A 26,209-nucleotide genomic window follows, 5' to 3' on the forward strand; every position below is an offset into this window, starting at 1 on the left:
TTGCCCTTTGAAAATGCGCGGAAAATCGCCGCGAGGGTTTAGCAGGTCAATCACCCCTCTCGCAAGCCGGCGAAATGTGGCCAAATCGATCAAGATGCGGCGATTTTGCCGGAACGCCCGTCATTCGGGCCAAGCCGTGCCAATTCGACGTGGCGCACGGTCCGCGCTCTCGTCCTTCAGCGCCACGCCGGTAACCTTTCGGGCAAGCCCCTCGCGCACCAGCCAGGCGATCTTGAAGGCGGCCTCGTCATAGCTCAACCCAGCATGATGGATGTTGGACACGCAATTGCGCTCGGCATCGGTGCGCCCAGGATTCGGCGCGAAGGTCAGATAGGCGCCGAGACTGTCAGGCGCCGACAGGCCGGGCCGCTCGCCGATCAGCATCGCGACCATGTGCGCCCCGAGAATCGTGCCGATCTCGTCACCAAGGGCGACGCGCGCGCCTGAGGCGACAACGACACGGCCGATCGCGACGGCGCCATCGGCCGCGAGCAGCGGCAGCAGACACGTCAGCAGCGCCACCGCATGGGCGTGGACCGCTGCCGCCGACAGGCCGTCGCCGATCACGACTGCCAGCTGGCACGGCGCCGAGGCACCTCGTGCTAGAAGCTCCGCTGATCCGGCATCAAGCTGTCGTCCGAGGTCCGGCCGCCGCAGATAGTCGCTGCGCTCGACCGCCCGGCTCCTCACCTCGGTCACGACCAGGCCAAGTGCACTGAGATCGGCGACCAGAGGCGGCACATCGAAGGCGGCATGCACGGCATCGCGGGCGCGGGCATGGTCCAGCGTGAAGTCGAGCAGCGCTCTTGTCGGCACGCTTGCCCCGCTGCGGCCCAGCGCAACGCGCGCGGGCGTGAACGCCCGCAGATCGAGCGTCGGACGGCGCGGCGGGGCCGGATCAGACATGTCGCATCATTCGGCGGGAACGGCGGCCTCGCGCAGGCGGATCGAGTAGTTCGAGGCGTTCTGCTTGCCGCTCGAAGCCGCGCGCGCGAAGGTGATGAGGTGATGCGCGATCGTGGCGCAGCCGATCAGGCCTTCGAGATCGCCCCGCCGGATTCGCCCCAAGGCAAACTTCCAGAACACGCGCCTGTAGTCGCCGAGCACCCCGATCTGCCAGAAGATGTTGCGCAGCATGATCAGGCCGCGCTTGATGTTGGGCCAGGTCTTCATCTCCGGTGCCACCGGCACGTTGAGGCGGTTGGCATAGGTGTAGTCGCACTGATGCTGATAGCGCGCATAGACCTTCTCGGGCGCGTAGGCGACCTCCATGCAATGCTTCCAGGACGAGACGACCTCGTCATAAGGTAGCAGAAATTCGACGTTGGAATCGCGGCCCTCATCGTGGACCAGACGCCCCTCGCGCTCCAGCCGGTCCCACAGCGGCGTCTTGGGCAGCGCCTGGAGCAAATTGATGGTGAGCAGCGGAATCTGCGATTCCTCGACGAAAGCGAGCAGTGCGTCCGACGTGTTCGGCTTGTCGGTGTCCAGCCCCATGATGATGCCGGACACGACCTCCATGCCGTAGGAGTTGATGGTGCGCACGCCCTCCAGGATCGGGACCATCATGTTGTGGTCCTTGTGCATCGCATGCAATGCATCCGGATCCGGCGTCTCGATGCCGCAGAAGATGGTGATGAAAAAGGCCTCGCGCATCTTCTCCAGGATCTCGGGCCGCTTGGCGATGTTGAGCGTCGCCTCGCAGGCGAGCCGCACCACGTAGCCGGTCCGCTTCTGCCATTCGATCAGATGCGGCAACAGATCCATCGCGGCCTTGCGGTTGCCGATGAAATTGTCGTCGACGAAATAGACCGTGTCGGTCATGCCGCATTCGCGCAGGCGGTCGAGCTCGGCGATGATCTGCTCCGGCGTCTTGATGCGGGGATTGCGCCCGTAGAGGCCGGGGATGTCGCAAAACTCGCACTGATAGGGACAGCCGCTGGAATATTGAATGCTGCCGAGGAAGTACTTCTTCACGTCGGCGAGCTCGTAGGCCGGGATCGGAAACTCCGTCATCGGCACGCGGTCGTTGGTGGCGAGCACCACCTGCTGTTCGGGCCGCGACGTGTCGCGCGACAGGATCTCGATCAGCTGATTGGTGGCGTCGCCGAGCTCGCCGACATGGAGATAATCGAAGGTCGGGTAATAGTCCGGGCAGGCGCTGACCGAGGGACCGCCGAGCGCGACGGGCAGATCGAATTCATGGGCGCGGCGGCAGATGTCGTTCATCTGCTGGCGCTGGATGTGCATGCCGCTGACGAAGACCACCTCCGCCCATTCGAACTCTTCCCTGGTCGTGCTGCGAAGGTTCTCGTCGACGAATTTGACCTGCCACTCTTTCGGAAGATAGGCGGAAATCAGCAGCAGCCCCTGCGGCGGCATGAAGGCGCGAACGCCGTCGGTCAGGGGATAGGAATATTCGAACGTCCCGAATGAGGAGGTGTAACGCGGAAACACACAGAGAATCCGCCGGGACGTTCCGTTACTTTCAGCTCGCATCTATGCTCCCCCGCCACGCTCGACCGATGGTGCGGAAATTGCCAGCCAGACACATACCGTAATGCGGCTGCCGGAATTTCTCAATATTGTGGCATCCACTCAATTCGCGAGGGCCGCCAATAGTTTCCTGGGGAGCTGGCGTTTCCGCCGCCTCACGCGATCAGCCGTGAGGCAAAATCGGGCAATAGACCTGCATCGCCGGCAAGGCGGAAGTCGGCGCCCGCAATACCGGCCTGCACCAGCCAATCGTCGAATTCCGGCGCGCGGCGCAGGGAGAAGACGTCACGGACATAGAGCGCGTCATGAAAGGACGTCGACTGATAGTTTAGCATGACGTCATCGGCGCCGGGGACGCCCATGATGAAGGTGACGCCGGCGGCGGCGAGCAGCGTCAGGAGATTGTCCATGTCGTCCTGGTCCGCCTCGGCGTGGTTAGTGTAGCAGATGTCGACCCCGAGCGGCAGGCCGAGCAGCTTGCCACAGAAATGATCTTCCAGCCCGGCCCGGATGATTTCCTTGCCGTCGTAGAGATATTCCGGGCCGATGAAGCCGACCACGCTGTTGACCAGCAGCGGAGCGAAGGCGCGGGCGACCGCATGGGCGCGCGCCTCGCAGGTCTGCTGGTCGACGCCGTGATGGGCGCCCGCCGACAATGCCGAGCCCTGGCCGGTCTCGAAATACATCACGTTCTGCCCCACCGTGCCGCGCTTCAGCGACAGCCCGGCCTCTTGGGCTTCCCTTAGAAGCGCGAGGTCGACGCCAAAGCTGCGGTTGGCAGCTTCAGTGCCGGCAACCGACTGGAAGACGAGATCGACCGGCACGCCCTGCCCGATCAGCGACAGCGTCGTCGTGACATGGGTGAGCACGCAGCCCTGCGTCGGAATCTTCAGTCGCGCGATGATCTCGTCGAGCAACCGCAGCAATTGGGCGATTACTGCGGGATCGTCGCTCGCCGGGTTGATGCCGATACAGGCATCGCCGGCCCCTAACAGGATGCCGTCGAGGATCGAGGCGGTGATGCCCCTGGCATCGTCGAACGGATGATTGGGCTGGAGCCGCGTGCTCATCCGGCCCTTCAGCCCGATGGTGTTGCGGAAGGCGGTGGTGACCTCGCATTTCCGCGCCGCCAGGATCAGATCCTGGTTGCGCATCAGCTTCGAGACCGCGGCCGCCATTTCCGGCGTGATGCCGGGCGCGAGCATTTTCAATGCCTCGGGCGTGGCGGCGTCCGACAGCAGCCAGTCGCGGAAGGCTCCGACCGTCAGCGAGGCCACCGGCGCAAAGGCCTTTGCGTCGTGGCGGTCGATGACGAGGCGGGTGACCTCGTCGGTCTCATAGGGAATGACGGCTTCCTGCAGAAACTGTCCGAGCGGGACATCGGCGAGCGCCATCCGCGCCGCGATCATCTGCTCGGCACTGGCGGCGGCGATCCCGGCCAGCCGATCGCCGGAGCGGGGCGGCGTCGCCTTGGCGAGGAGGTCGCGCAGGTCCGGGAACGTATAGGTCGTGGCGTCGATGGTGTGGCGGTAGACCAAGGGCCTCTCCAGGGGTCATCGGCCAGTGGCCGAGTCCAAACTCAATCTCGAGCGCGATCCCGACGACAAGGGAATACGCTCTTGGCAGCCCCAGTGCACGCCGATCTTTGGGGGCGTCGCGCCGGCCCCCCGGGCGCGATCTGCCGGAGATCGATGAGGCATTCGCAACCGGCTGAAACATTTCGTATTTCCGCCGGCCGGCCGGCTCTCCATGGGGCTGTGGCGTTAACGCCGCATCCATCTTCGTTCTGCATAATTTTGCATCAAATTCAAACGACCGCGCTCACCGGCCGCTCCAGGCCATCTCGGGCTTCTTGAACACCATGACATCAGACCGATCTGGGAATGCCGCCGGCCTCGCCGGCCGCTTCACGCTTGCCACCAAGCTCTATGCGATCTTCGCGCTGTTTGCGCTGCTCACGGCGGCGATCGCGATGCTGTCCGACTACAACAGCCGCCGCAGCGCCGAGCTGACGAGCGCGATCGAGACGGCCAACGCCGCCGCGCAGAACGTCGAGCGCGTCAACTCGCTGGTCTATGCGGTCGTGATGGAATCGCGCGGCGTCTACATGTCGACCGAGCCCGCCGTGGTGAAGAAATACGGCGAGGGCCTGCTCAAGTTCAACGCGCAGATCCTCGACGTCGTGAAGCGCTGGGAGACTATCGTCAAGGCCGACGATGCCGAACAGTTTTCCACCTTCAAGAAGCGCATCGAGCAGTTCGTCGAGTTCCGCAAGGAGCTGGTGCGCCGCGGCATCGAGATCAATGCGGCCGCGGGCCGCGAATGGGGCGACAACGATGCCAATCGCAGCGTGCGCTCGGCGTTGAACAAGGATCTCGAAGCGCTCTCCAAGGTCTACGCCGAACGCGCCAGGCAAATCGCCCAGCAGACCGAGACCAATCGTACGCTGTCTTTCGTCCTGACCTGCCTCGGCGGCGTGGCGCTGGCCCTGGTCGTGATCGGCATCGTCATCATCGCCCGCTCGATCGCACGGCCCCTCTCGGCCATCACCGCGACCATCAAGCAGGTCGCAGACGGGGCCGAGAACGTCGCGGTGCCCTACAGCCGCCGCGCCGACGAGATCGGCGCGCTGGCACGCGCAATCGAGGTCTTCCAGGAGGCGATGGGCCGCAACCGCAATCTCGCCTCCCAGGTCTCGCACGACTCCGCCGCGCGCGAGGAGCGCGCCCGCCATATCGAAAGATCCGTCGAGGCATTTCGCGAAGCGATCGGCGCCATCATGCGCGGCCTCAGCGACAATGCATCCACCATGCGCGAGACCGCGCAGACCATCACGCGCGTCACTGCGGATGCGAATAGTCGCGCCGGCACGGCGGCGAACGCCACCGAGCAGGCCTCGCACAACGTCTCGGCGGTGGCGAGTGCCGCCGAGGAACTGTCCGCCTCGGTGGAAGAGATCGGCCGCCAGGTGCGGCAATCCGCCGGCGCGGTCGAGCAGACCGGCCAGCGCACCGAGAAGTCGATCTCCGAGATCGAGAGCCTCGCCGCCGCCACGCAACGCATCGACGGCGTGCTCAACCTGATTCAGGCGATCGCCGAGCAGACCAATCTGCTCGCGCTCAACGCCACCATCGAGGCCGCCCGCGCCGGCGATGCCGGCCGCGGCTTTGCCGTCGTCGCCCATGAGGTGAAGGCGCTCGCGGGCCAGACAGCCAAGGCCACCGCCGAGATCGGCGAGAACGTCTCGATGATCCAGACTTCCACGCGCAACGCGGTCGACGCCGTCCGCGAGATCGGCGGGGCGGTACGCGAGATCAATGAGGTCACCTCGGCGATCGCCGGCGCCATCGGCCAGCAGGACGCCGCCACGCGCGAGATCTCCTCCAACGCGCAATCGGCCGCGCAGGGCAACGAGACCCTGGTCGCCAACATCACCTCGCTGCGCGACGCCATCGGCGAGACCGACACGGCGGCAGCCTCCGTGCTGACGGCGGCGAGCAGCCTGACGGAGACGGCGGACACGCTGTCGCGCGAGGTGGAGAAATTCTTCCAGAACCTGCGCTCGGGCGCGGCGGACGGCCGCAACGCCAAGGCCGGCTGAATGCACGGCAAGGCCCGTTCGCGAAAAAGTCGAAAACGAGAGCGGCCTATCGTTGCAGTGATTGATCGACGAAGATGCGAACGCGGCCGACGTCCTCGATCTCGCGGTAGTGACTGAGCTCCTTTTGCAGTTCGGGATCCGAATTGGCCCAGGCCAACCAGTTGAACTCGAACGTGCTCAGCAGATAGGTATCCACGAGAATGACATTTGGCCGGCCGTTTCGCAGATCCGCCAGCAAATGCCGTCGTTCGAAATTGATGATGCCTTCCAATTTCGCCCGCTCCTCTTCGGTCGGGTGCGAGCTGTTCTCGCGCAGTATTGCGCCGGCCGCCAAGAGCTGCGCACACGAGCTGCCCACCCAAGTGCCGCCGATCTGACGGACGAGCGGATGCCCCAGACCGATGTGGTCGGTGATCGTAAGCAGCCGCGGCTGCTTCACGACGGCCTGGACACGCTCCTGCAGCGGCGGAAACCCCGGAGCCGGTGAGGACAAATAGAGCCCGAGGGCCACAATCGTAGCGAGGCCACCGATCACGATGAGCATTCGCACCGTCTTCGTGCAAACCTGTAGCAACGGCGCCGCAATCGCAAACAGGCAAAGCGCAAAAGCCGTATATGGCCAACCCTTGCCCTGAACAAGGAAACCCGCGGCTCCGCCGATCGCTGCGCCCAGCCAAGGGATTGCATCGCTCCGCATTTCCAGCGTTTCACGGCCAAACAGCCACAGGAAGCCGATGGAAGCCCCTATCACGGCAATTGGAATGGGGAGCAGGCTATCAAATTCCCTTCTGATCGGCAGATAGGCCTCGGCGACCATCGGGGCATAGGTGGAGAGATAGGCGGGGAAGAGCGCTACGACCACCGCCCCGTAGCCGATGACAACAGCGGCGGCCGTGCATGCTTCCGAGGTGAACAAGGGTCTTAGAGAACGCCGGCGGAGTGCGCCCAGGAGGATCGGGAGGCCTGCCACCAGAGCAAAGAAGGGCTTGATACTCATGGCCAGCCCCGCCCCCGCTCCGACGACGATCGCGACCCATCCAGGATCGAGCCCACGCCAGCGCAGTGCGGTGATAGCGACAAACGGGGTCAGTGCGATGACCGCGATGTGTTCACGTTGTCCGAATATGGCACCTGGTAGAATTGCGAGCAGAAGCGCAAACGACCATGTTGAAATACTTCGCTCCCGGGCTCCCAGCTTTGCGGCCGCAGCTGCTCGGTCCATCATCAGAAGCGCACCGGCGATCTCGACAATCACGAGGACGATGACGATGAATTCGGCTGCAACGCCGGTCATTCGGGACAGCATCACCGCCGGCATGTACATGTAGACTGACAGGGGCGGGTTGGACTCGAAGAGGTCGACCCCAAGCTTCCGGCCATCCAGGATTTTTTCGTTTGCAGTCAGGAGCCAGCCCAAATCCGCGTTGAGAACGAGCGGGATTTGAATGACCAAGGCCGCCAGGAGGATCGCAGCCACGACAATCCAACGTCGTTTTGCGCTGAATTTGTCATCTAGCAGACCCACGGCGTGACCTTCTCTTTCAGAGCAGCCCGTGGAGCCTTAAGCGGACATCCGCATCCATCGGGCATCTGCCGTCTTTAGCGTACGCGCCCTAAAAGAGGGTAACAGCGCTACCCCGCCATCACCCCGCCCCGCCGGATCAGTTCCTTGCCGACCGCGGCCAGATGCACCTGGTCCGGCCCGTCGCCGATGCGGATGAAGCGGGCGTAGACGTAAGCGCGGGCGAGGAACGTGTCCTGCGAGACGCCGGCCGCGCCGTGGATCTGAATGGCGCGGTCGATGACGCGGGCGGCCATGCTGGGCACCACGATCTTGGCGGCCGCGATCAGATCGCGTGCGGCCTTGTTTCCTTCGCGGTCCATCTTGTCGGCGGCCTGCAGGGTGAGCAGCCGCGCCTGCGCGATCTCGCAGAAGGAGTGCGCGATGTCCTCGCGCACCGAGCCCTGCTCGGCCAGCGGCTTGCCGAAGGCTGTGCGGGAGACCGCGCGCTGGCACATCAATTCCAGCGCACGCTGGGCGCAGCCGATCAGCCGCATGCAATGGTGGATGCGGCCGGGGCCGAGCCTTCCTTGCGCGATCTCGAAGCCGCGGCCCTCGCCGAGCAGGATGTTCTCGGCGGGCACACGGACGTTGTCGTAGACGATCTCGGGATGGCCGACCGGCGCGTCGTCGTAGCCGTAGGTCAGCATGTCGCGGACGATGCGCACGCCGGGCGTTGCCTTCGGCACCAGGATCATGGATTGCTGGCGATGACGATCGGGATGGTCGGGCGCGGTCTTGCCCATCACGATCAGGATCTCGCAATCCTCGTTCATCGCGCCAGATGTGAACCACTTCCGGCCGTTGATGACGTAGTCGCCGCCGTCGCGCCTGATCTCGCACTGGATGTTGGTGGCATCGCTGGAGGCAACCTGCGGCTCCGTCATCGAGAAGCCGGAGCGGATGCGTCCCTCCAAGAGTGGCTTCAGCCAGCGCTCCTGCTGCGCCGGCGTGCCGTAGTTCGCCAGCACCTCCATGTTGCCGACATCAGGGGCCGAGCAGTTGAAAACCTCGGGCGCCCACAGGATGCGGCCCATGATCTCCTTCACGGGCGCGTATTCGAGATTGGTCAGGCTTGAGTTGGGAAGATCTGGGCCGTGCTCACCGGAGAGAAACAGGTTCCAGAGCCCCTGCTCCCGCGCCAGCCGCTTCAGGTCCTGGAGCACGGGCGGCGTCTTGTAGCGCGCAGCTTCCGGCTTGACCTGCTCGTAATAGAGCTCCTCGACAGGCTCGACATGCGTCCGCATGAATTGGCGGACGCGGTCTTGGAGCTCGAGCGAACGGGGAGAGTGTTGAAAGTCCAGGGTGGCCTCCTCTTCGCTTCTCCCCTTGCGGGAGAAGGTGGCGCGAAGCGCCGGATGAGGGGTATCTCTCCTTGCGTCCAAATAAGAGTTGGACCCGCGGAGACATACTCACCCGGCTCGCCGCTTCGCGGCGATCCACCCTCTCCCGCAAGGGGAGAGGGCTTCTGTGGCGTTCGCCACCGCTCACGTCCCGCGCAGCAGCTCGCTTGCCACGACCCAGTCGTTGCCGTCGAACTGGAGCATGTAGCCGTCCTTGATCGGGCGGAAATCCTGCGGCGTGGTGTTGAGGGTGATGCCGGGCATCAGCAGCGACAGCGGCACGTTCTTCATGTGCGATGCCTGCGCCATGATGTTCTCGCGCGTCAGATTGTCCTTGCACTGCTTCAGCAGCACCACCAGCGCCTCGGCGACGGTGTAGCCGTAGAGGCCGGCGACGTTGTTGACGTCGGCATTGGGCAGGCGTTTCTTCATGAAGTCGATATAGGCGGACATCGCCGGATCGTCCTTCGGCTGCTCGACGAAAGGCTTGAGCGCGCCGAGCGACAGCACGCCCTTGCCGGCATCGAGGCCCGCCGGCACCATCACGGTCGCCTTGTTGGCGCAGCCGGAGGCGAGGAAGCGTGTCGGCTGCCAGCCGACCTCATGGGCCTTGCGGATCGCCTGCGCACAGGCGCGCGGCGTCACCGAATAGATCATGAAGACGTCAGCCTTGGTATTGGCGAGCGTCAGCACCTGGGAATCGACGGTGGGGTCAGCGACCTCGAAGCTCGAGGCCATCGCGATCGCCTTGTCGGCGTCGGCACCGAGCGCTTCCCTGATGCCGCGCAGATATTCCTTGCCGGCGTCGTCGTTCTGATAGAGCACCGCAAAGCGCGCATTCGGGTTCTTGGCGCGGGCATAGGCGACGTCGATCGCGGCTTCGCTGGTGTAGTTCGGCGCCCAGGGCAGCGCCATCGACCAGGGCATGTTGGCGGGATCGTTCCACTTCGAGGCCGAACTGATCAAGAACAGCTGCGGCACCTTGTTGCTGTTCAGGTATTTTGCGATCGCCGAGCTCGGCGCGGTGCCCATGGTGGCGAAGATGAAGGCGACGCCCTCGCCCTCGACCAGCCGCCGCGCCGCTTCCATGGTCTTCGGCGGCGAGAACGCATCATCGAGCGTGACGAGATTGAGCTTGCGTCCGTTGACACCGCCCTTCTCGTTGACTTCGTCGAAATAGGCCGCGATCACCCTGCCGGTGATGCTGAGCGGAGAAGCCGGCCCGCTATAGGGCATGGTGTTGCCGATCTTGATCTCGGTGTCAGTGACGCCGGGACCGTAGGATTTTTGCGCGGCAGCGGGCGTGGACAGACAGGCGGCGGCCAGCGCTGCGGCCAAGACCAAAGCGGCTTTCATGGTTTCTCCCGGTGATCTTTCGTCCGCGCGAGGCGGTCACGCGGCGCGCTGCTTCTTGTCAGCGCGCCAGCTCAGCGGAGTTCCGCAAGATGGTCTTGCGTCGAGTTGCTGATGGCCTCTTCCACTCTAGCGGCGCCGCTTCAAGCTGAAGCCGAGGCTGATCCAGCCGGCACCCGCCATGATCAGGTCGATGCCGAGGAACAGGCCGAGGATGTAGACGCTGTTCACGGGCCAGCGCGCCACGATCAAGAGGCCGAGCAGCAGCGTGATGGCACCCGACAGCGCTACCCAAACCCACGGGCTTTCGCGCTTCATGCTGAAGGCGAGAAACAGCCGGACGACGCCCGAGGCGATCAGCGAGGCGCCCAGGAACAGCGTCAGCAGGACTGCCGCGAACAGTGGGTTCTCGAAGGTCAGGAAGCCCGCGATGACATAGAGCACGCCGAGCAAGGCCCAGACCAAAAACTTGCCCCAGCTCTTCATCTGAAATGCGCCGATGATCTCGGCCGCGCCCGCGACGATCATCATCGCGCCGACCACGATCACGCTCGCCACCGTCGCCATCACCACGCTGCCGAGCGCGACGAAGCCGGCGACGAGGTAGATGACACCGAGCGCGACGATCCAGCCCCATTTGGCATGCAGCGCCGCGATGCCAGAGCCAAGGCCAAGACGATGGGAGGTATCCGATGCACTTGTCATGACGCCACTCCTGCATGCGAAGCCCGGAGACACTCGCCAGGATAGCACAGGTCGATCCGGGACGACAGCCAGCAGAGCAGCCGCTGACGGCAACAACATTGACGCAAATCAAGATCGGATGCGGCGCGTCAGGCGCGCGACCGCTCCATCTCGAGCTCGGCCTTGAGATTGTCGAGATCGCGGTAAATCGAAGCAACCGCGATCACCCGGCCGCCCCTGCGGTATTTCAGCAGGCAGTCCTTGCCGGGTACGCTGCCGTCGATCGCGACGTCGTCGAAGTTCTCGGCGTGACCGACATAGTTGATCGGCACGTCGTAGTGCTGGGACCAGAAGAACGGCACCGCATCGAAGCGCTCGCGCTTGCCGAGCATGTTGCGCGCCGCGGTCTGACCTTGCCGCTCCGCCACCACCCAATGCTCGACGCGGATGGTCTGCCGGGAATGCGGATCGGGCCAGCGCGCGATGTCGCCGGCGGCGAAGATGCCGGATACGCTGGTTTCGAGATATTCGCTCACGCTCACACCGCGATCGGCGGCAAGGCCCGCTTGCTCGGCGAGCGAGAGGCGCGGCTTGACGCCGATGCCGACCACGACGAGATCGGCCTCGATCACCGCGCCGCTCTTCAGCGTCGCGCGCATGCCATCGAGCTTTTCCACCGTATCCTTCAAGTGGAAGATGACGCCATTCTCTTCATGCAGTGACCGGACGAAATCGCCCATCTCGGCGCCGAGCACCTTCTGCATCGGCCGTTCTTCCGGCGCGACCACATGGACTTCCAGCTTGCGCGCGCGCAAGGAAGCCGCGACCTCGAGACCAATGAAGCTCGCGCCGATCACGAGCGCGCGTTTTGCGCTGCCCGCCGCCGTGATGATGGCGCGGCTGTCGGCGACGGATCGCAAGGTGTGGACATGCGGCTGATCGGCTCCGGGGATCTGGAGCTTCACCGGCTCGGCCCCGGTCGCAAGCAGAAGCCGGTCGAACGGCAGCCTGTCGCCATTGCCCAGCGTGACGCTGCGAGATTTGGGATCGATCGCAGAAACATTCGTGTTGAGCCTGAGATCGATACCGGCGTCCCGATAGTAATCCTCGGGCCGTAACGGCAGCCAGTCCTCCGGCGCGTTGCCGGCAAGATAGTCTTTGGAGAGGTTCGGCCGGTCGGCCGGCATCGCGCCGTCACTGCTCAGCATGGTGATGGCGCCGGCAAACCCCTCGCGCCGGAGCGTGTCGGCCGCGGCGAAGCCGGCCGCGCCGCCGCCGACGATCACGAATTTCTCCGGCGTCGGCGCGCTGCGATGTGCTGCCGACGGCTTCGGTGCCTCGCGCTTGCGCTGAACGACGATGCTGTCCCGATCGCGCGTGAGCTCCCACACCGCCAGCGCGTTCAGCGCCGGCGGGCGGGTGGCTTCGCCTGTGCGCAGGGAGAAGCAGGCGTGATGCCATGGACAGCGGATGGTGTCGCCGACCACCAGCCCTTCGGCGAGCGGGCCGTGGTAGTGGCTGCAGGCCGGCTCGATCGCAAAAATCTCGCTGCCGAACTGCACCAGCAGGACGTCTTCCTCGCCGACATGGCCGAGCAATTTGCCGTCCTTGAAATCGGCGGGCGACACGCCCCTGGTCAGATCGGGTCCGCTCGGCTTGTTGTCCTCGGTCATGGCACCGTCTCCTTGGCTCGCGCCGCGTGGCTCACGTGTCCGAATTGGCTAACCCCAACAACTCCTGTCGTGTCAGCGCATTGTCACGGAACACCCCCAGCATGCGACTGGTGACGAGATCGGTCCCGGGCTTGTACGCGCCGCGCGTGGTCATGCAGTGATGCGTCGCCTTGATGATGACGCCGACGCCTTGAGGCTCCAGCACGTCGTTGATGGTGTTGGCGATCTGCGCAGTCATCTTCTCCTGGATCTGGAGGCGCTTGGCATAGATGTCCACGACCCGCGCCAGCTTGGAGATGCCGACCACGCGCCCTTGCGGGATATAGGCGACCCAGGCGCGACCGACGATCGGTGCTATGTGGTGCTCGCAATGGCTTTCGAAGCGCACACCGCGCAGGACGATCATCTCGTCATAGCCTTCGATCTCCTCGAAGGTCTTTTGCAGGATTTCGGTCGGATCCAGCGCATAGCCGGAAAAATATTCTTCGAAGGCACGCGCAACCCGATCCGGCGTGTCGCGCAGGCCGTCGCGCGCGGGATCATCGCCCGCCCAGCGGATCATCGTCCGGACCGCTTGCTCGACCTCCGCCCGATCAGGTCGCTCGGTTGGCCTCTGCGCCACCGCGACACGTTCCAGCTTGCGCACTTGCGACTTCATCTAGATCCTCCCTGCAACGAGCCGCGACACAGAGGCGGCCCCACAGCTTGGACGGCTGCAATCGGAAAAGGTTCCCAGGATCAGGAAAAATCGGAAGGACGACAAGCCAGCCGCGAGACGAGAACCCGGCTCTATGAGGCCGCCTTCCGGACATCGAGCACGGCCTGCGCCCATTCGGCCGGCCGCTCCTGCGGCAAATTATGACCGGCGCCCGCGAACACGCGCCGTTCGAAAAAGCCCTCGAACTTGCGCGCGTGGTGGGCGGTGCCGGGATTGACGCCGTCGCTGTCGCCGTCGATCGCGATCGTCGGGACGCGGATCGGCGGTTGGCTTGCAAGCTTGGCCTCGATCGCGGCATAGGCGGGATCGCCTGCGACCAGTGCATAGCGGTGACGATAGGAGTGGATCACGACATCGACGAAATCGGGGTTGTCGAACGACGCGGCGCTCTTCTCGAACGTGGCGTCGTCGAATATCCATTTCGGCGACCACATCGACCAGAGCTGACGCGCAAAGCCGCGCCGGTTGCGCTCCAGCGCGCGGCGGCCACGCTCGTTGTGGAACAGATATTGATACCAGAGCGCGGCCTCCTCCGGCGGTGAGGCCGGCTCCATCGCGCGGGCGATGTTCTGGATGTTGTAGGAATTGCCTGAGACGAGTCCAATCACGCGCTCCGGAAAGAGTGCTGATACCACGCAGGCGGCGCGTCCGCCCCAGTCATAGCCGCCGACGACCGCACGCTTGATGCCGAGTGCGTCCATGAAGGCCAGCAGGTCGGCGCCGAGCGCCGCTTGCTCGCCGGAGCGCAGCGTCTCGGCCGCACGAAACCGCGTCGGCCCGTAGCCGCGCAGCCAGGGCACCAGCACCCGTGCGCCGGCTTGTGCGATCAACGGCGCGGTTTCCGCGTAGGCGTTCACGTCATAGGGAAAGCCGTGGCCCATGATGCAGGGCCAGCCATCGGGCGCGCCGTAGTCGAGATAGGCGATGTCGAGGATATCGGTGGTGATAGTTTTTTGTTGCATGATTTTCTCACCGATTGACGCGATGTCGTAGCCCGGATGGAGCGCAGCGGAATACGGGATTCGCGGATGCAGGCGTCCCCGCATTCCGCTTCGCTCCATGCGGGCTACGACGAGCTGATCTATCTCTGCGGACCGGACAGCGAGATGTCGCGTTCGGCGCGGAACACGTTGCTGTAGAGATTGGCGATCCACTGCCGGCCGATCTCGGTCTTGTTGAGATAGCCGATCTCGGTCTGGATGTGCGGTGCGACGCTGTTCCAGTAGAACTGCGGATAGCGGTTGACGATGTCGGCGGGCGAGTCGTAGCCGAGCTGGCGGTTGATGCCGACCTCTTCGAACTCGTAATAGAGCGCGTTGGCCTTGCGCAGATAGTTGGGATCGCCGAGCTGGCCGATGAAATCGGCGGCGCGCAGGATCGAGGCTTCGTCGTCGTACTCCTGGCCCTCGCGGGCCGGAAAGCGGGTACCTTCGATGGCGCGCGCGATGCGCTCAGAGTCGAGGCCGCGGATCGGCGGCAGCCGCCGACGCACAAAGAGTTTCGAGCGATCAACGTGATACATCATCAGACTGGCATCCGACGCGCCCCGCGGCAGCGACACCTTGGTCCCGGCCTCGTTGATGATGAAACCGTCGTCGTCATCCTCCGGAAACAAGCCGCGGACATAACCGATGTCATGCGCAAGGCAGGCGATCAGGATATGGAGGTAGTCGTCCGCCGCAAGATGCGCATGGAGATTGCGTCCCGTGAGGATCGCCTGAGCGGCCAGAGTCACCAGCATCGTATGCTCGATGTTGTGGTACAGCGCGTCGCTGTTGCCGATGCATTCCATCGCGGTGCGCGTCGAACCCTCCAGCACCCGGGCAGAGGGCTCGTCGTACCGGCGACGCATGAACGAGCCCAGCATCTTCTCCAGGGTCTCGGCCGCCAGTCGCGGTAACGTCATCATGGATGCAGCCCCGTCTGTCGATGGTATTCCACGCCAACTCCCGACGTTTCATTCTTGTCCTCGGCGCACCAGTCAGCATAGCCCATCTTGGGCCGAGGGACCAAATCCCGGAACGAGAACGCGAAAATATATTGCAGTTGCGCTCCGCTATATCGCGATTGCAGCGATGGGGCGACACATCCTAGAGGTGCCGGCGTCCGGACCGCAAGATTGAGGTCATTCGACCGGCAGCACGTCGACGGCGACGCCGAGCTTCTGTTTCGGCGAGCCGACGATGACGCCATCGACAGGCGAGACGTCGGAAAAGTCGCGTCCGACCGCGAGCACGATGTGGTCATTGGCGATCAGGAGATCATTGGTCGGATCGAAATCGACCCAGCCGAGCTCAGCCCCGCACCACAGCGACACCCAGGCGTGGGTGGCGTCCGCCCCTTGCAGGCGCGGCTGGCCCGGCGGCGGAATGGTACGCAAGTAGCCGCTGACATAGGCCGCGGGCAGACCGAGCCCGCGCAGCCCTGCGATCATCACATGGGCAAAATCCTGGCAAACGCCGTGGCGCTTATCGAAGACCTCGCCGAGCGGCGTCGAAATTACCGTCGCCTTGGGATCGTAGCGAAATTCGCTGCGGATGCGATGCATGAGATCGACCGCGCCTTTGAGGATGCCCGCGCCGGGCGCAAAGCTCACCGCCGCATAGGCGCTGACCGGACGCAGCACCGGCACCAGCGGGCTCGCGAAGACATAGCCGACCGGCGAGGACGGCCCGAGGCTCGTCGCCTCGAAGGCAACGTCGCGAATGGTCTCCCAGGGCGGGCTAGAGGCATCGCGCGCCGGCGGCTGTCGCGAGACGGACACACGCGAACGTGAATCGATCCTTAAGTTGCGGTGCGCAGCTTCGATCACCACGCTCTCGGTGAGCGTGCCGAAGAAATCGCGGCGGACATTGCGCTCGACCGGACGCGGTCGGATCTCGAGGTTGTGCGAGATCAGTTCCTGGCCATTGCCGCTTCTCGGCTCCAGCCGCAGCGTGCAGCGGGCGAAACTGACCGGATTCTCATATTCGTAAGTCGTGACGTGGCGGATGTCGTAGATCACGCCAGCCCCGTCAGCTTTTCCGGCCGGCTGGCATTGGGGCCGTGCGGGAAGTAGTGCTGCCCGATCGCCTCGGCGAGGCTGAGCAGATCCTGCTCCAGCGCAAACAGCATCTTGACCTCGAGCTTCTCGGCCTCCGCGGTCGCAAGCATCGCCTGCATCGCCACCGCAAGCCGCTGCGGCTGCTCGATCAGGCCGTGCTCCTTCAGGCTCGGCAGCGCGGCGATGTGCTCGTTCAGCGCCGCCACCTGGAACGCCACCGAACGCGGATTGTAGGGATCGAGCACGGCGAGGTCGCGCACCGGCGCCAGGATCGGCGCCAGCAGATAGCGCGAGCGATAGGTGATCTGGCAATCCACCAGCGTCAGCAGGATGTCGAGATCCTCGTCGCCGGCCTCGTCGTAGGCGAATTGACGCGTGAAGCGCGTGGTGTTGATGGCGCGCTCGACGCGGCGGCCGACGTCGAGGAAGCGCCAGCCGGCGGCGCGGTTCATGTTCTCCTGCGCGAGGCCTGCAAAGCTCGCTAGCTCCTGCAAGGTCAGTTCGGCAGCGCTCAGCACGCTGTCATCGTCCTCGACCTCGTAGGCGAGCCGCTCGGTCATCTCGGTGATGACCTGCCAGGCATCGGGCGACAGGCGCTCGCGCAACGAGGTCGCGGTGCGCTGGGCCGCGCGGACCAGCGACAGTGCCGAGCCGAAACGCGCCTCGCTCTGCAACGCTTCGGCGACGATAGGTCCGGGCGCCGCGCGCGAGGTCTGCGAGATCGCCCCCCAGGCCACCAGCAGGCGCTGGATGCGTTCGGCCGATTGCAGCGAGGCCGCGGTGCCCTTGTTGGGCCCGCTCGGCGAGCCCAGCGCGCGCACCAGGCGCAGCGTCGCCTCGGCGCGTTCCAGATAACGGCCGAGCCAGAACAGATTGTCGGCGGCGCGGCTCGGCAGTACGCCGGCGATGCGGCGGATGCGCACCTTGTCGGTCGCCGGCAGCAGCGTCGCGGTCGAGACCTGCTTGTCCGATACGACCCAGACGTCGGCGGCGCGGGCGCCGTCGCCCATCGACACCGCGCGCGCATCGGCCTGCTCGGCGATCCGGCAGAAGCCGCCGGGCATGATCACCCAGCCGTCGGGCGTGGCGGCTGCGAACACGCGCAGCACGAAGGGCCGCGGCGTGAGCTGCCCGTGCTCCCACACCGGCATGGTCGAGAGCCGCACCACCTCCTGGCCGACATAGTCCATGCCCCGCGCGGTGATGGCGTCGATCAGGCGCTGGCGGTCGCTCGCATCCAACTCGCTCGCGAGCACCGGCCCCGTGCTGTCGAAGCCGGGAACGCCGCGCCGGTAGGCGCCTTCGATCGCGACCTCGTCGAGCCGCGCCAGCACCTCATCGCGCGCCGCGGGCTGGCCGCACCACCAGGTCGCGATGTGGGGCATCTTCAGCTCCTCGCCGAGCAGGCGGCGGCTCAGCGCCGGCAGGAAGCCCAGTAGCGCCCGGGCTTCCGGCACGCCGGAGCCCGGCATGTTGGCGACGACGACGCCGTCCTTGCGCAGCACGTCGATCAGGCCGGGAACTCCTAACCGCGAGGAGGCATCAAGCTCGAGCGGATCGAGCGAGTTGGAATCGACGCGGCGGAGCAGCACGTCGAGCCGCTTCAGGCCGGCGACGGTGCGGATGTGGACGCGGCCATCGCTGACGGCGAGATCGTCGCCCTCGACCAGGAGGAAGCCGAGATAGCGCGCCAGCGTCGCGTGCTCGAAATAGGTCTCGCTGAAACTACCCGGGGTGAGCACGCCGATGCGCGGCTCGTCACGGTCGGCCCGCGCGCGCAAGCTGTCGCGAAACGCCTCGAAGAACGGCGCGACGCGCGGCACGTTCATCGACTTGTAGAGGTCGGAGAAAGCGCGCGAGAGCACCAGGCGATTCTCCAGCGCATAGCCCGCGCCTGAGGGCGCCTGGGTGCGGTCGCCGAGCACCCACCAGCGGCCGTCGGGCCCGCGGCCGACATCGGCGGCGTAGATCGACAGATACCGCCCGCCGGGCGGCGGCACGCCGCAGACCGGACGGAGATATTCGGGACTGCCGGCGATCGCGGCCGCCGGCAGCGCGCCCTCGGCGACGAGACGGCCCTCGCCATAGATGTCGCGCAGCACGAGCTCGAGCAGCTCGGCGCGCTGGATGATGCCGGCGGACAGCTGCTGCCAGTCGGCCTCGTCGATCAAGAGCGGCAGATGGCTGATCGACCACGGCCGGTCGGCGCTGTCGCCGGGCGCACGATAGGTGACGCCGGCCTCGCGGAGATGGCGGTCGGCCATGCCGAAGCGACGCTCGACCTCGTCCGGCGCGAGCGCGCCAAAGGCGTCAAAGAAGCGACTCCAGACCGCGCGCGGGGCGCCGTCGGGTCCCAGGAACTCGTCGGGAATGCCGGGCAGGCGACTATAGTCGCGGACCCATTGCGCCAGGCGGCGCTGGCCGTCACGCTGACCTTGCGCCCTGCCCGCCTGGTCGTCCTGTTCGGCTGCGCCCTCGCCCATGCGCCTCTCCCTGCCCCACCATCATACTCATTGCAGGAGCGGGGTCCGCAAGTCGAGGGTCAGTGGAAACTCATTTGTGCGTTCCTCCGGCGGCGGCTGGACCGGACCCGGGGTGTGGCCGTGGTCCTGGAAGCGCGCCAGCCGCCGCGCCTCGGCCTCATAGGTGTTGACCGGCTTGGTGTCGTAGTTGCGCCCGCCGGGATGGGCGACGTGATAGACGCAGCCGCCGAGCGAGCGGCCGTTCCAGGTGTCGATCAGGTCGAAGGTCAGGGGTGCGTGGACCGGAATGGTCGGGTGCAGGCCGGAGGCCGGCTGCCAGGCCTTGAAGCGGACGCCTGCCACGGCTTCAGTCGAGCGGCCGGTCGATGTCATCGGCAGCCGGCGGCCGTTGCAGGTGACGATGTGGCGGCCCTCGATAAATCCCTCGGCCTTGACCTGAAGCCGCTCGACCGATGAGTCCACATAGCGCACCGTGCCGCCGGCCGAACCCTCCTCGCCGAGCACGTGCCAGGGCTCCAGCGCCTGGCGCAGCTCCAGCGTCACGCCGCCATGATGGACCCGGCCGAAGGCGGGGAAACGGAATTCGAGCTGGGCCAGATACCATTCCGGCTCGAAGGCATAACCGAACTGCTTCAGCTCGGTGAGCACGTCCTGAAAATCCTCCCAGATGAAATGCGGCAGCATGAAGCGGTCATGCAGCGCGGTGCCCCAGCGCACGAACTTGCCGGCCTGCGGCTCGCTCCAGAATTTTGCGATCAGCGCGCGGATCAGGAGCTGCTGCGCCAGCGACATCCGCGGATCGGGCGGCATTTCGAGCGCGCGGAATTCGACGAGGCCGAGGCGGCCGGTCGGACCTTCCGGCGAATAGAGCTTGTCGATGCAGATCTCGGCGCGGTGGGTGTTGCCGGTGATGTCGACGAGCAGATGCCGGAACAGCCGGTCCACCAGCCACAGCGGCGTCTGGGTACCCGGCGGCGGCACATGCGAGAGCGCGATCTCGAGCTCGTAGATGCTGTCGTGACGGGCTTCGTCGATACGCGGCGCCTGACTGGTCGGGCCGATGAACAGGCCGGAGAAGAAATAGGACAGCGACGGATGCCGCTGCCAGTACAGCACGAGGCTCTTCAAGAGATCGGGCCGCCGCAGGAACGGCGAATCCTGTGGGCTAGAGCCGCCGACCACGATGTGATTGCCGCCGCCGGTGCCGGTGTGGCGGCCGTCGACCAGGAAGCGGTTGGCGCCGAGCCGCACCTTCGCAGCATCCTCGTAGAGACCGGTGGTGATGTCGACCGCATCTTGCCAGCTCTTCGCCGGCTGGATGTTGATCTCGATGACACCGGGATCTGGCGTCACCTTGATCACCTCGATGCGCGGATCAAACGGCGGCGGGTAGCCTTCGACATGGACCTGGAGCTGCATCTCCTCGGCGGTGTCTTCCAGCGCCGAAATCAATTCGAGATAGTCTTCGATGCGCTCGACCGGCGGCATGAAGGCGCAGAGCACGCCGTCGCGGATTTCCACGGCCATTGCAGTACGCACTGGAATTGCCGTGTTGAGATGCTCGGGGGCGGTGCGCGGCGGCGATGGCGGTCTCGCCATGCGGGTGAACACGGGAAGCCTGCCACGCGGCTCCATCGGGTCCTGCTCGACGATGTAAGGATATTGGTTCGGCGGGACGTGACCGAGCGAGCCCATCGGCAGGCGCAGGCCAAGCGGTGAATCGCCCGGTGACAGGAACAGGTGATTGCGCCGGAGCGGCCAGCGCTCGCTGCGCCAGCGCGGAGGCGCATTCCAGCGCTGGATCGGCAGCACGAAGCCGCGCGGTGTGGTAAGGCCCTGGTCGAACACGCGCGCCATCCGCGCGCGCGCTTCGGGATCTGACAATTTGGAATCGGTGGGGTCGACGTTGATCGGAAGCTCGGCTTCCTTCTGAAGCCAATAGGCCGGGTCTTCATAGGCCGGCATGATGTAGCCGAGATCGAGCCCGAGCCGCGCCGCGGTGCCTTCCATGAAGGCTTCGGCGTCCTTGACCTCCGGCCGCCTGGGATTCTCGATCCTGGCGATGAGGTCGGCGCTCTTCCAGATCGGAACGCCGTCCTTGCGCCAATACAGACCAAAGGCCCAGCGCGGCAGGCTCTCGCCCGGATACCATTTGCCCTGGCCGTAATGCAGCAGCCCGCCCGGCGCAAAGCGCGTGCGCAGGCGGCGGATCAAATCATCACCAAGCGCGCGCTTGGTGGGGCCGACGGCTTCGGTATTCCACTCGCCTGCCTCGAGATCGTCGACCGAGACGAAGGTCGGCTCGCCGCCCATGGTGAGCCGCACATCCTGCGCGGCGAGGTCGCCGTCGACCTGCTCGCCGAGATCGTTGAGCCGCGCCCAGGCTTCGTCGGAGAACGGCTTCGTGATGCGCGGCGCCTCGCGGATGCGCTTCACGCTCATGTCGAAGGCGAACTCGACCTCGGCAAAGCCGGCGCCGCCGGAGATCGGCGCGGCCGAGCGATAGTGCGGCGTCGCCGCAACCGGGATGTGCCCCTCGCCTGCGAGCATGCCGGAGGTCGCGTCAAAACCGATCCAGCCCGCGCCAGGCAGGTAAACCTCGGCCCAGGCGTGCAGATCGGTGAAATCGTTCTCCACTTCCGGCGGTCCCTCGATCGGGTCGATGTCGGGACGGATCTGAATGAGATAGCCGGAGACGAAGCGCGCGGCGAGCCCGAGATGGCGGAGCGTCTGGATCAAGAGCCACGCGGAGTCGCGGCACGAGCCGGCGCCGGAGGCGAGCGTCTCCTCCGGCGTCTGCACGCCCGGCTCCATGCGGATAATGTAGCGGATCTTCTTCTGCAGCTCGCGATTGAGCTCGACCAGGAAGTTGACGGTGTTCGGCGCTTCGTGCGGGATCGTATCGAGATATTTCGCAAACAGGCGATCGGGTTTGATGGTCTCGAGATACGGCGCAAGCTCCGTCTTCAGGTCCTTCGGATAGTCGAACGGAAAACTGTCGGCATAGGGCTCGACGAAGAAGTCGAACGGATTGACCACGGTCATCTGCGTCGTGAGATCGACCTCGAATTTCAGCTCGGTCGTCTTCTCCGGGAAGACATAGCGGGCGAGCCAATTGCCTTGCGGGTCCTGCTGCCAGTTCACGAAATGATTGGATGGCGTGACCTTCAGCGAATAGCTCAGGATCGGCGTGCGCGTATGCGGCGCCGGCCGCAGGCGGATGGTCTGCGGGCCGAGATCGATCGGGCGGTCGTATTTGTAGTGCGTGACGTGGTGTAATGCGACGTAGATCGACACGGGGTACGGTGCTCCAGCAGCTTTTTTGAGCAGAACACCTGATGTCAATGCGATCAAGCACTAACAACGGGCAGACCGTGCCTAGGAAGTATCCGCGCTACGCGGGCAGTATCGTAGGCTGGGCAAAGCGACTTGTCCGCCGTAGCTCGAAGAGCGAAGGCGGAAGCGTGCCCACCGCTTCTGTTGCAATGTGGATCGATGGTGGGCACGGCGCAACAGCGCCTTTGCCCACCCTACGGTTCTGCCGGTGGCTATGGGCCCCGGATCGGCGCGCGCTTTAGGACGCGCTTGTCCGGTGCGACAGCGGTGGGTGGCGCAGCGTTACGCCGCCGAGGTCAGCCGCTGCAGGAACTGCGTCACCTCGCGCCGGAGCGTCTCGACCTCGCCATGGACGCGTTCGGAGGCGCTGTTGACGCGGCTCGCGACGCGGCCGGTGTCGGCGGCGGCCTCGTTGATGCCGGTGACGTTGGAGGACACCTGCGTCGTGCTGAACGAGGCCTCCTGGACGTTGCGGGCGATCTCGCGCGTCGCGGCCCCCTGCTGGTCGATCGAAGCCGCAATGCTGGCGGTGATCCCGTCGATCTCTGCGATGGTTTGCGCAATCGCCTCGACCGCCGCGACCGAGTTGGTCGTCGATTGCTGCATCTCGCCGACCTTGGCGCTGATTCTCGGTCGCCCTCGCAGTCTGGTTGGCGAGGCTTTTCACCTCGGACGCCACCACCGCGAAGCCGCGGCCGGCTTCGCCCGCCCGCGCCGCCTCGATCGTGGCGTTGAGCGCCAAGAGGTTGGTCTGCTCGGCGATCTCGCTGATCAGCTTGACGACGTCGCCGATCCGCAGCGCCGCGTCCGCGAGCGTGCGGATCTCGCTGCCGGCGCGATTGGCTTCGTTCACCGCCCGCCCCGTGCTCGTGGTCGAGCCGGCCACTTGGCGGCTGATCTCGGCGATCGAGGACGCGAGTTGTTCCGCCGCGCTCGCCACCGTCGCGACGTTGTTCGAGGCTTGATCGGACGCGCTGCGCATCCCGGACGTCTGGCGGCTGGTCGTCTCGGCCGCCGCGGACATCTGGCCGGCGTCGGCCTCGAGATCGGTCGCGGCACTCATCAGGCCGCCGGCGACCTGGTCGAGATGCGTGCCGAACTGCTTTGCGAGCTCTGAGATCTCGACGACACGGCGGCCGAGGCTGTCGGTGCCGGAATTGATCACGGAAGCCGAACGGCGGAACGAGCCGGGCAACCCGCGCGCCAGGATCTTGCGAAAATGCTTGCCGCGGCTCGCATAGTCCATCGACGCCGAAGCTTCGCGGACGAAGGCATCGGTGACGTCGAGCAAGTCGTTGACCGATTTCTGAATCATTCCGATGCGGCCGGGCTGCCGATCGCCGAACGCGCGCACTTCGAGGTCGCCATGGGCGGCCTTGCGGCATACCTCCGCGAACTCTTCGATTGCAGCCAGCGAACGGCGCTGGTTCCAGACCGTGTAGCCGAGCAGCAGCACGATGGCGCCGAGCAGCGCAGCGGCCGGAGCAGCAGTCAATGCGCCCGCAATCGACAACGTGAGGACAACGACGGCGAGCAGGCAGGCAAGGCCAGCAGCGGCTTGCGCCTTAGAGAGAGAGCACAAATTCATCGTAGGCGACACCGTTTTGCTTGAGCAGGCCGACCATCATCTCGAAGCTCGCGCGCATGCCGTTCTTGGCATTGGAGTGGCGCGCCTCTTCGGCGCATAGCGCCTTGTAATCGGCTTGATGCGCTCGATCTGCGCAGGATCGGGTTTGCGGCGGTTGGAGTGGGAGCCGATGATATTGCCGCGATCGTCCAGCGTTGGGGTGACGTGAGCAAACACCCAATAATGGCTGCCGTCTTTGGCGAGATTGACGACGTAGGCGAAGATTTCCTGCTTGGCCTCGAGCGTATCCCACAACAGCTTGAAGACGCAGCGCGGCATGTCGGGGTGGCGGATCAGGCTATGGGGAGCGCCCATCAGCTCGGCATAGCTGTACTTCGCCATGCGGAGGAAAACGTCGTTGGCGTAGGTGATGCGGCCCTTGAGATCAGTCTTCGATACGATCAGCTCCTCCTCCCGAGGAGATTTTCCACGCCGGTCGGCCGTATCGCACGCGTCATCGTTGACGAATCCTCACGAAGGGCGAATGCCCCGAGTGAGTGGAGCTCGCATCTCTCCAGAACTACGGCGAGAGATGTTAATCAGGCGTGACCACGGGAACCAGCGCGATCACTTGACGCCTCCGTATCATTACCTAGGTGCGTCGCCGTGCAGTGTTTAGCTACCGCCGGCGCACGATGAGGAGATTACATCGTCGCCCCTAACACCCACGGCGCGAACTCGGCGCCGCCGAAATCGAAGCTCTCGCTCTTGGTCGGCTGTCCCGAGGCGGTCTTGAGGACGAGTTCGAAGATGCGCTGGCCGCAACTCTCGACGCTCTCCTCGCCTTCGAGGATGGTGCCGCAATTGACGTCCATGTCCTCTTCCATGCGCTTGTACATGGGCGTGTTGGTGGCAAGCTTGATCGACGGCGCCGGCTTGCAGCCAAACACGCTGCCGCGCCCGGTGGTGAAGCAGACGAGATTGGCGCCGCCTGCCACTTGGCCGGTCGCCGCGACCGGATCGTAGCCGGGCGTGTCCATGAACACGAAACCCTTCTTGGTGACGGGCTCGGCGTAGCGCAGCACCTCGACGAGATTGGTGGTGCCGGCCTTCGCCATCGCGCCGAGCGACTTTTCCAGGATGGTGGTGAGGCCGCCGGCCTTGTTGCCGGGGCTTGGATTGGCGTTCATCTCGGCGCCTTCGCGCTCGGTATACGCGTCCCACCAGCGCATGAGGTCGACCAGCTTCTCGCCGACCTCGCGGCTGACGGCGCGGCGCGTCAGCAGATGCTCGGCACCGTAGGTCTCGGGCGTCTCCGAGAGGATCACGGTGCCGCCGTGACGAACGATGAGATCGCTCGCCGCACCCAATGCCGGATTGGCAGACACGCCGGAATAACCGTCCGAGCCGCCGCATTGCAGGGCTACCGTGAGCTCGCTTGCCGGCACCGTTTCGCGCTTGACCTTGTTCGCGTCAGCGAGCGCCTCGCGCACGAAGGCGATGCCCGCCTCCACCGTCTTGCGGGTGCCGCCGACCTCCTGGATGTCCATCGCGCGCAAGCGGCCGGCGAGCTTCTGCTCTTCCATCAGGCCGCCGATCTGGTTCACCTCGCAGCCGAGGCCGAGCACGATGACGTGGGAGAAATTGACGTGCCGCGCATAGCCGCCGAGCGTGCGGCGGAGCAGCGCCAGGGGCTCGTTCTGCGTCATGCCGCAGCCGGTCTTGTGAGTCAGCGCGACCACGCCATCGACATTGGGGAAGTCAGCGAGCGGATTGTCGCCGGTGAAGGGGTTCTTCTTGAAGACGTCGGCGACGAGGCTCGCGACATGCGCGCTGCAATTCACCGAGGTCAGGATGCCGATATAGTTGCGCGTGGCGACGCGGCCGTCGGGACGGCGGATGCCCTCGAAGGTCGCGGGCAGGTCGAAGTTCGGCGTCGGCTTGACGTCGGCACAATAGGCATAGTCCTTGGCGAAATCGCCCATGCCGCAGTTCTGCGTGTGCACGTGCTGGCCCGGCGCGATGGCCTGGGTGGCAAAGCCGATGATCTGGCCGTAGCGCTTGACCGGTTCGCCCAATGCGATCGGCTTGATCGCGACCTTATGGCCGGAGGGAATGCGGTCGATCGTGGTCACGCCGTCGGCGACCACCGTTCCGGGCGGCAGGCTCGCGCGCGCGATCACCACGCCATCATCAGGATGCAGGCGGATGACGGGGCTGATGGTCATGGGTATCTCCTTCGGTCTTACTTCACCTCTCCCCGCTCTTACGGGGAGAGGTCGGATCGCGTTTGGCGATGCGAAGCATCGTCCAATGCGATCCGGGTGAGGGGCGAGCTGCGCGCTCGATCG

At 65.2% G+C, this 26,209-nt stretch carries 16 protein-coding genes and 2 pseudogenes; 1 reads left to right on the forward strand and 17 read right to left on the reverse strand.

Annotated features, from left to right (window positions below; translation table 11 throughout):
• Window positions 1-120 precede the first annotated feature (120 nt).
• The 3 genes from eutC to XH85_RS31885 form a co-directional block, all read right to left on the reverse strand.
• A complete protein-coding gene (gene eutC / locus XH85_RS31875; protein ID WP_128935016.1) occupies window positions 121-906 on the reverse strand; it encodes an ethanolamine ammonia-lyase subunit EutC in 786 nt (261 codons plus the stop codon).
• A gap of 6 nt (window positions 907-912) precedes the next feature.
• Window positions 913-2,499 (reverse strand): B12-binding domain-containing radical SAM protein, encoded by a 1,587-nt coding sequence (locus XH85_RS31880; RefSeq protein WP_091897464.1) that lies wholly within the window; start codon window positions 2,497-2,499, stop codon window positions 913-915.
• Between the two features lie 152 nt (window positions 2,500-2,651).
• Window positions 2,652-4,034, reverse strand: coding sequence for an ethanolamine ammonia-lyase subunit EutB (locus XH85_RS31885; protein ID WP_128935017.1), 1,383 nt, complete (start codon window positions 4,032-4,034; stop codon window positions 2,652-2,654).
• A gap of 323 nt (window positions 4,035-4,357) precedes the next feature.
• Here XH85_RS31885 and XH85_RS31890 point away from each other — a divergent pair, with 323 nt between their 5' ends.
• Complete coding sequence (locus tag XH85_RS31890) at window positions 4,358-6,097, forward strand: methyl-accepting chemotaxis protein (RefSeq protein WP_128935018.1); 1,740 nt, start codon at window positions 4,358-4,360, stop codon at window positions 6,095-6,097.
• 46 nt (window positions 6,098-6,143) lie between these two features.
• Here XH85_RS31890 and XH85_RS31895 read toward each other — a convergent pair whose 3' ends face one another.
• The 14 genes and pseudogenes from XH85_RS31895 to XH85_RS31965 form a co-directional block, all read right to left on the reverse strand.
• Window positions 6,144-7,622: a hypothetical protein gene (locus XH85_RS31895; protein WP_245473814.1), complete on the reverse strand. Its 1,479-nt coding sequence runs from the start codon at window positions 7,620-7,622 to the stop codon at window positions 6,144-6,146.
• 107 nt (window positions 7,623-7,729) lie between these two features.
• Window positions 7,730-8,962, reverse strand: a complete 1,233-nt coding sequence (locus XH85_RS31900) for an acyl-CoA dehydrogenase family protein (protein ID WP_128937501.1) — start codon at window positions 8,960-8,962, stop codon at window positions 7,730-7,732.
• Between the two features lie 183 nt (window positions 8,963-9,145).
• Window positions 9,146-10,357, reverse strand: a complete 1,212-nt coding sequence (locus XH85_RS31905; RefSeq protein WP_128935019.1) for an ABC transporter substrate-binding protein — start codon at window positions 10,355-10,357, stop codon at window positions 9,146-9,148.
• Between the two features lie 126 nt (window positions 10,358-10,483).
• Complete coding sequence (locus XH85_RS31910; protein WP_128935020.1) at window positions 10,484-11,059, reverse strand: HdeD family acid-resistance protein; 576 nt, start codon at window positions 11,057-11,059, stop codon at window positions 10,484-10,486.
• Window positions 11,060-11,187: 128 nt separating this feature from the next.
• Window positions 11,188-12,711, reverse strand: a complete 1,524-nt coding sequence (locus tag XH85_RS31915) for an FAD-dependent oxidoreductase (RefSeq protein ID WP_128935021.1) — start codon at window positions 12,709-12,711, stop codon at window positions 11,188-11,190.
• A 31-nt stretch (window positions 12,712-12,742) separates the two neighbouring features.
• On the reverse strand, window positions 12,743-13,369 hold the full coding sequence (gene folE, locus XH85_RS31920) for a GTP cyclohydrolase I FolE (protein ID WP_091897446.1): 627 nt from the start codon (window positions 13,367-13,369) through the stop codon (window positions 12,743-12,745).
• A 131-nt stretch (window positions 13,370-13,500) separates the two neighbouring features.
• Window positions 13,501-14,391 carry an alpha/beta fold hydrolase gene (locus tag XH85_RS31925; RefSeq protein ID WP_164939977.1) on the reverse strand — a complete coding sequence of 297 codons (891 nt, stop codon included), beginning with the start codon at window positions 14,389-14,391 and terminating at the stop codon, window positions 13,501-13,503.
• 119 nt (window positions 14,392-14,510) lie between these two features.
• Window positions 14,511-15,338 carry an HD domain-containing protein gene (locus XH85_RS31930; protein WP_128935023.1) on the reverse strand — a complete coding sequence of 276 codons (828 nt, stop codon included), beginning with the start codon at window positions 15,336-15,338 and terminating at the stop codon, window positions 14,511-14,513.
• Window positions 15,339-15,554: 216 nt separating this feature from the next.
• A complete protein-coding gene (locus XH85_RS31940; protein WP_128935024.1) occupies window positions 15,555-16,433 on the reverse strand; it encodes a transglutaminase family protein in 879 nt (292 codons plus the stop codon).
• Window positions 16,430-18,955 carry a circularly permuted type 2 ATP-grasp protein gene (locus XH85_RS31945; protein ID WP_128935025.1) on the reverse strand — a complete coding sequence of 842 codons (2,526 nt, stop codon included), beginning with the start codon at window positions 18,953-18,955 and terminating at the stop codon, window positions 16,430-16,432. Before XH85_RS31945 ends, XH85_RS31940 begins: the two co-directional genes overlap by 4 nt.
• 27 nt (window positions 18,956-18,982) lie before the next feature.
• Window positions 18,983-22,252: a transglutaminase family protein gene (locus XH85_RS31950; RefSeq protein WP_128935026.1), complete on the reverse strand. Its 3,270-nt coding sequence runs from the start codon at window positions 22,250-22,252 to the stop codon at window positions 18,983-18,985.
• A gap of 321 nt (window positions 22,253-22,573) precedes the next feature.
• Window positions 22,574-23,879 (reverse strand): annotated as a pseudogene (locus XH85_RS47720) (methyl-accepting chemotaxis protein).
• Window positions 23,857-24,376 (reverse strand): annotated as a pseudogene (locus XH85_RS31960) (PAS domain-containing protein). The pseudogenes XH85_RS47720 and XH85_RS31960 overlap by 23 nt, the downstream one beginning before the upstream one ends.
• Window positions 24,377-24,562: 186 nt before the next feature.
• Entirely contained in the window at window positions 24,563-26,086 is a 1,524-nt protein-coding gene (locus XH85_RS31965) for a UxaA family hydrolase (protein ID WP_128935027.1), read from the reverse strand.
• Between the last annotated feature and the right edge of the window lie 123 nt (window positions 26,087-26,209).

The sequence above is a fragment of the Bradyrhizobium zhanjiangense genome (genome assembly GCF_004114935.1).
GTDB lineage: Bacteria > Pseudomonadota > Alphaproteobacteria > Rhizobiales > Xanthobacteraceae > Bradyrhizobium > Bradyrhizobium zhanjiangense.

Bases quoted from the DNA above. Each gene is read 5' to 3' on its own strand.
- XH85_RS31930 (WP_128935023.1), bottom strand. From the start codon at position 15,338: ATGATGACGTTACCGCGACTGGCGGCCGAGACCCTGGAGAAGATGCTG.
- XH85_RS31905 (WP_128935019.1), bottom strand. From the start codon at position 10,357: ATGAAAGCCGCTTTGGTCTTGGCCGCAGCGCTGGCCGCCGCCTGTCTG.
- eutC (WP_128935016.1), bottom strand. From the start codon at position 906: ATGTCTGATCCGGCCCCGCCGCGCCGTCCGACGCTCGATCTGCGGGCG.
- XH85_RS31965 (WP_128935027.1), bottom strand. From the start codon at position 26,086: ATGACCATCAGCCCCGTCATCCGCCTGCATCCTGATGATGGCGTGGTG.
- XH85_RS31945 (WP_128935025.1), bottom strand. From the start codon at position 18,955: ATGGGCGAGGGCGCAGCCGAACAGGACGACCAGGCGGGCAGGGCGCAA.
- XH85_RS31890 (WP_128935018.1), top strand. From the start codon at position 4,358: ATGACATCAGACCGATCTGGGAATGCCGCCGGCCTCGCCGGCCGCTTC.
- XH85_RS31915 (WP_128935021.1), bottom strand. From the start codon at position 12,711: ATGACCGAGGACAACAAGCCGAGCGGACCCGATCTGACCAGGGGCGTG.
- XH85_RS31880 (WP_091897464.1), bottom strand. From the start codon at position 2,499: ATGCGAGCTGAAAGTAACGGAACGTCCCGGCGGATTCTCTGTGTGTTT.
- XH85_RS31910 (WP_128935020.1), bottom strand. From the start codon at position 11,059: ATGACAAGTGCATCGGATACCTCCCATCGTCTTGGCCTTGGCTCTGGC.
- XH85_RS31925 (WP_164939977.1), bottom strand. From the start codon at position 14,391: ATGCAACAAAAAACTATCACCACCGATATCCTCGACATCGCCTATCTC.
- folE (WP_091897446.1), bottom strand. From the start codon at position 13,369: ATGAAGTCGCAAGTGCGCAAGCTGGAACGTGTCGCGGTGGCGCAGAGG.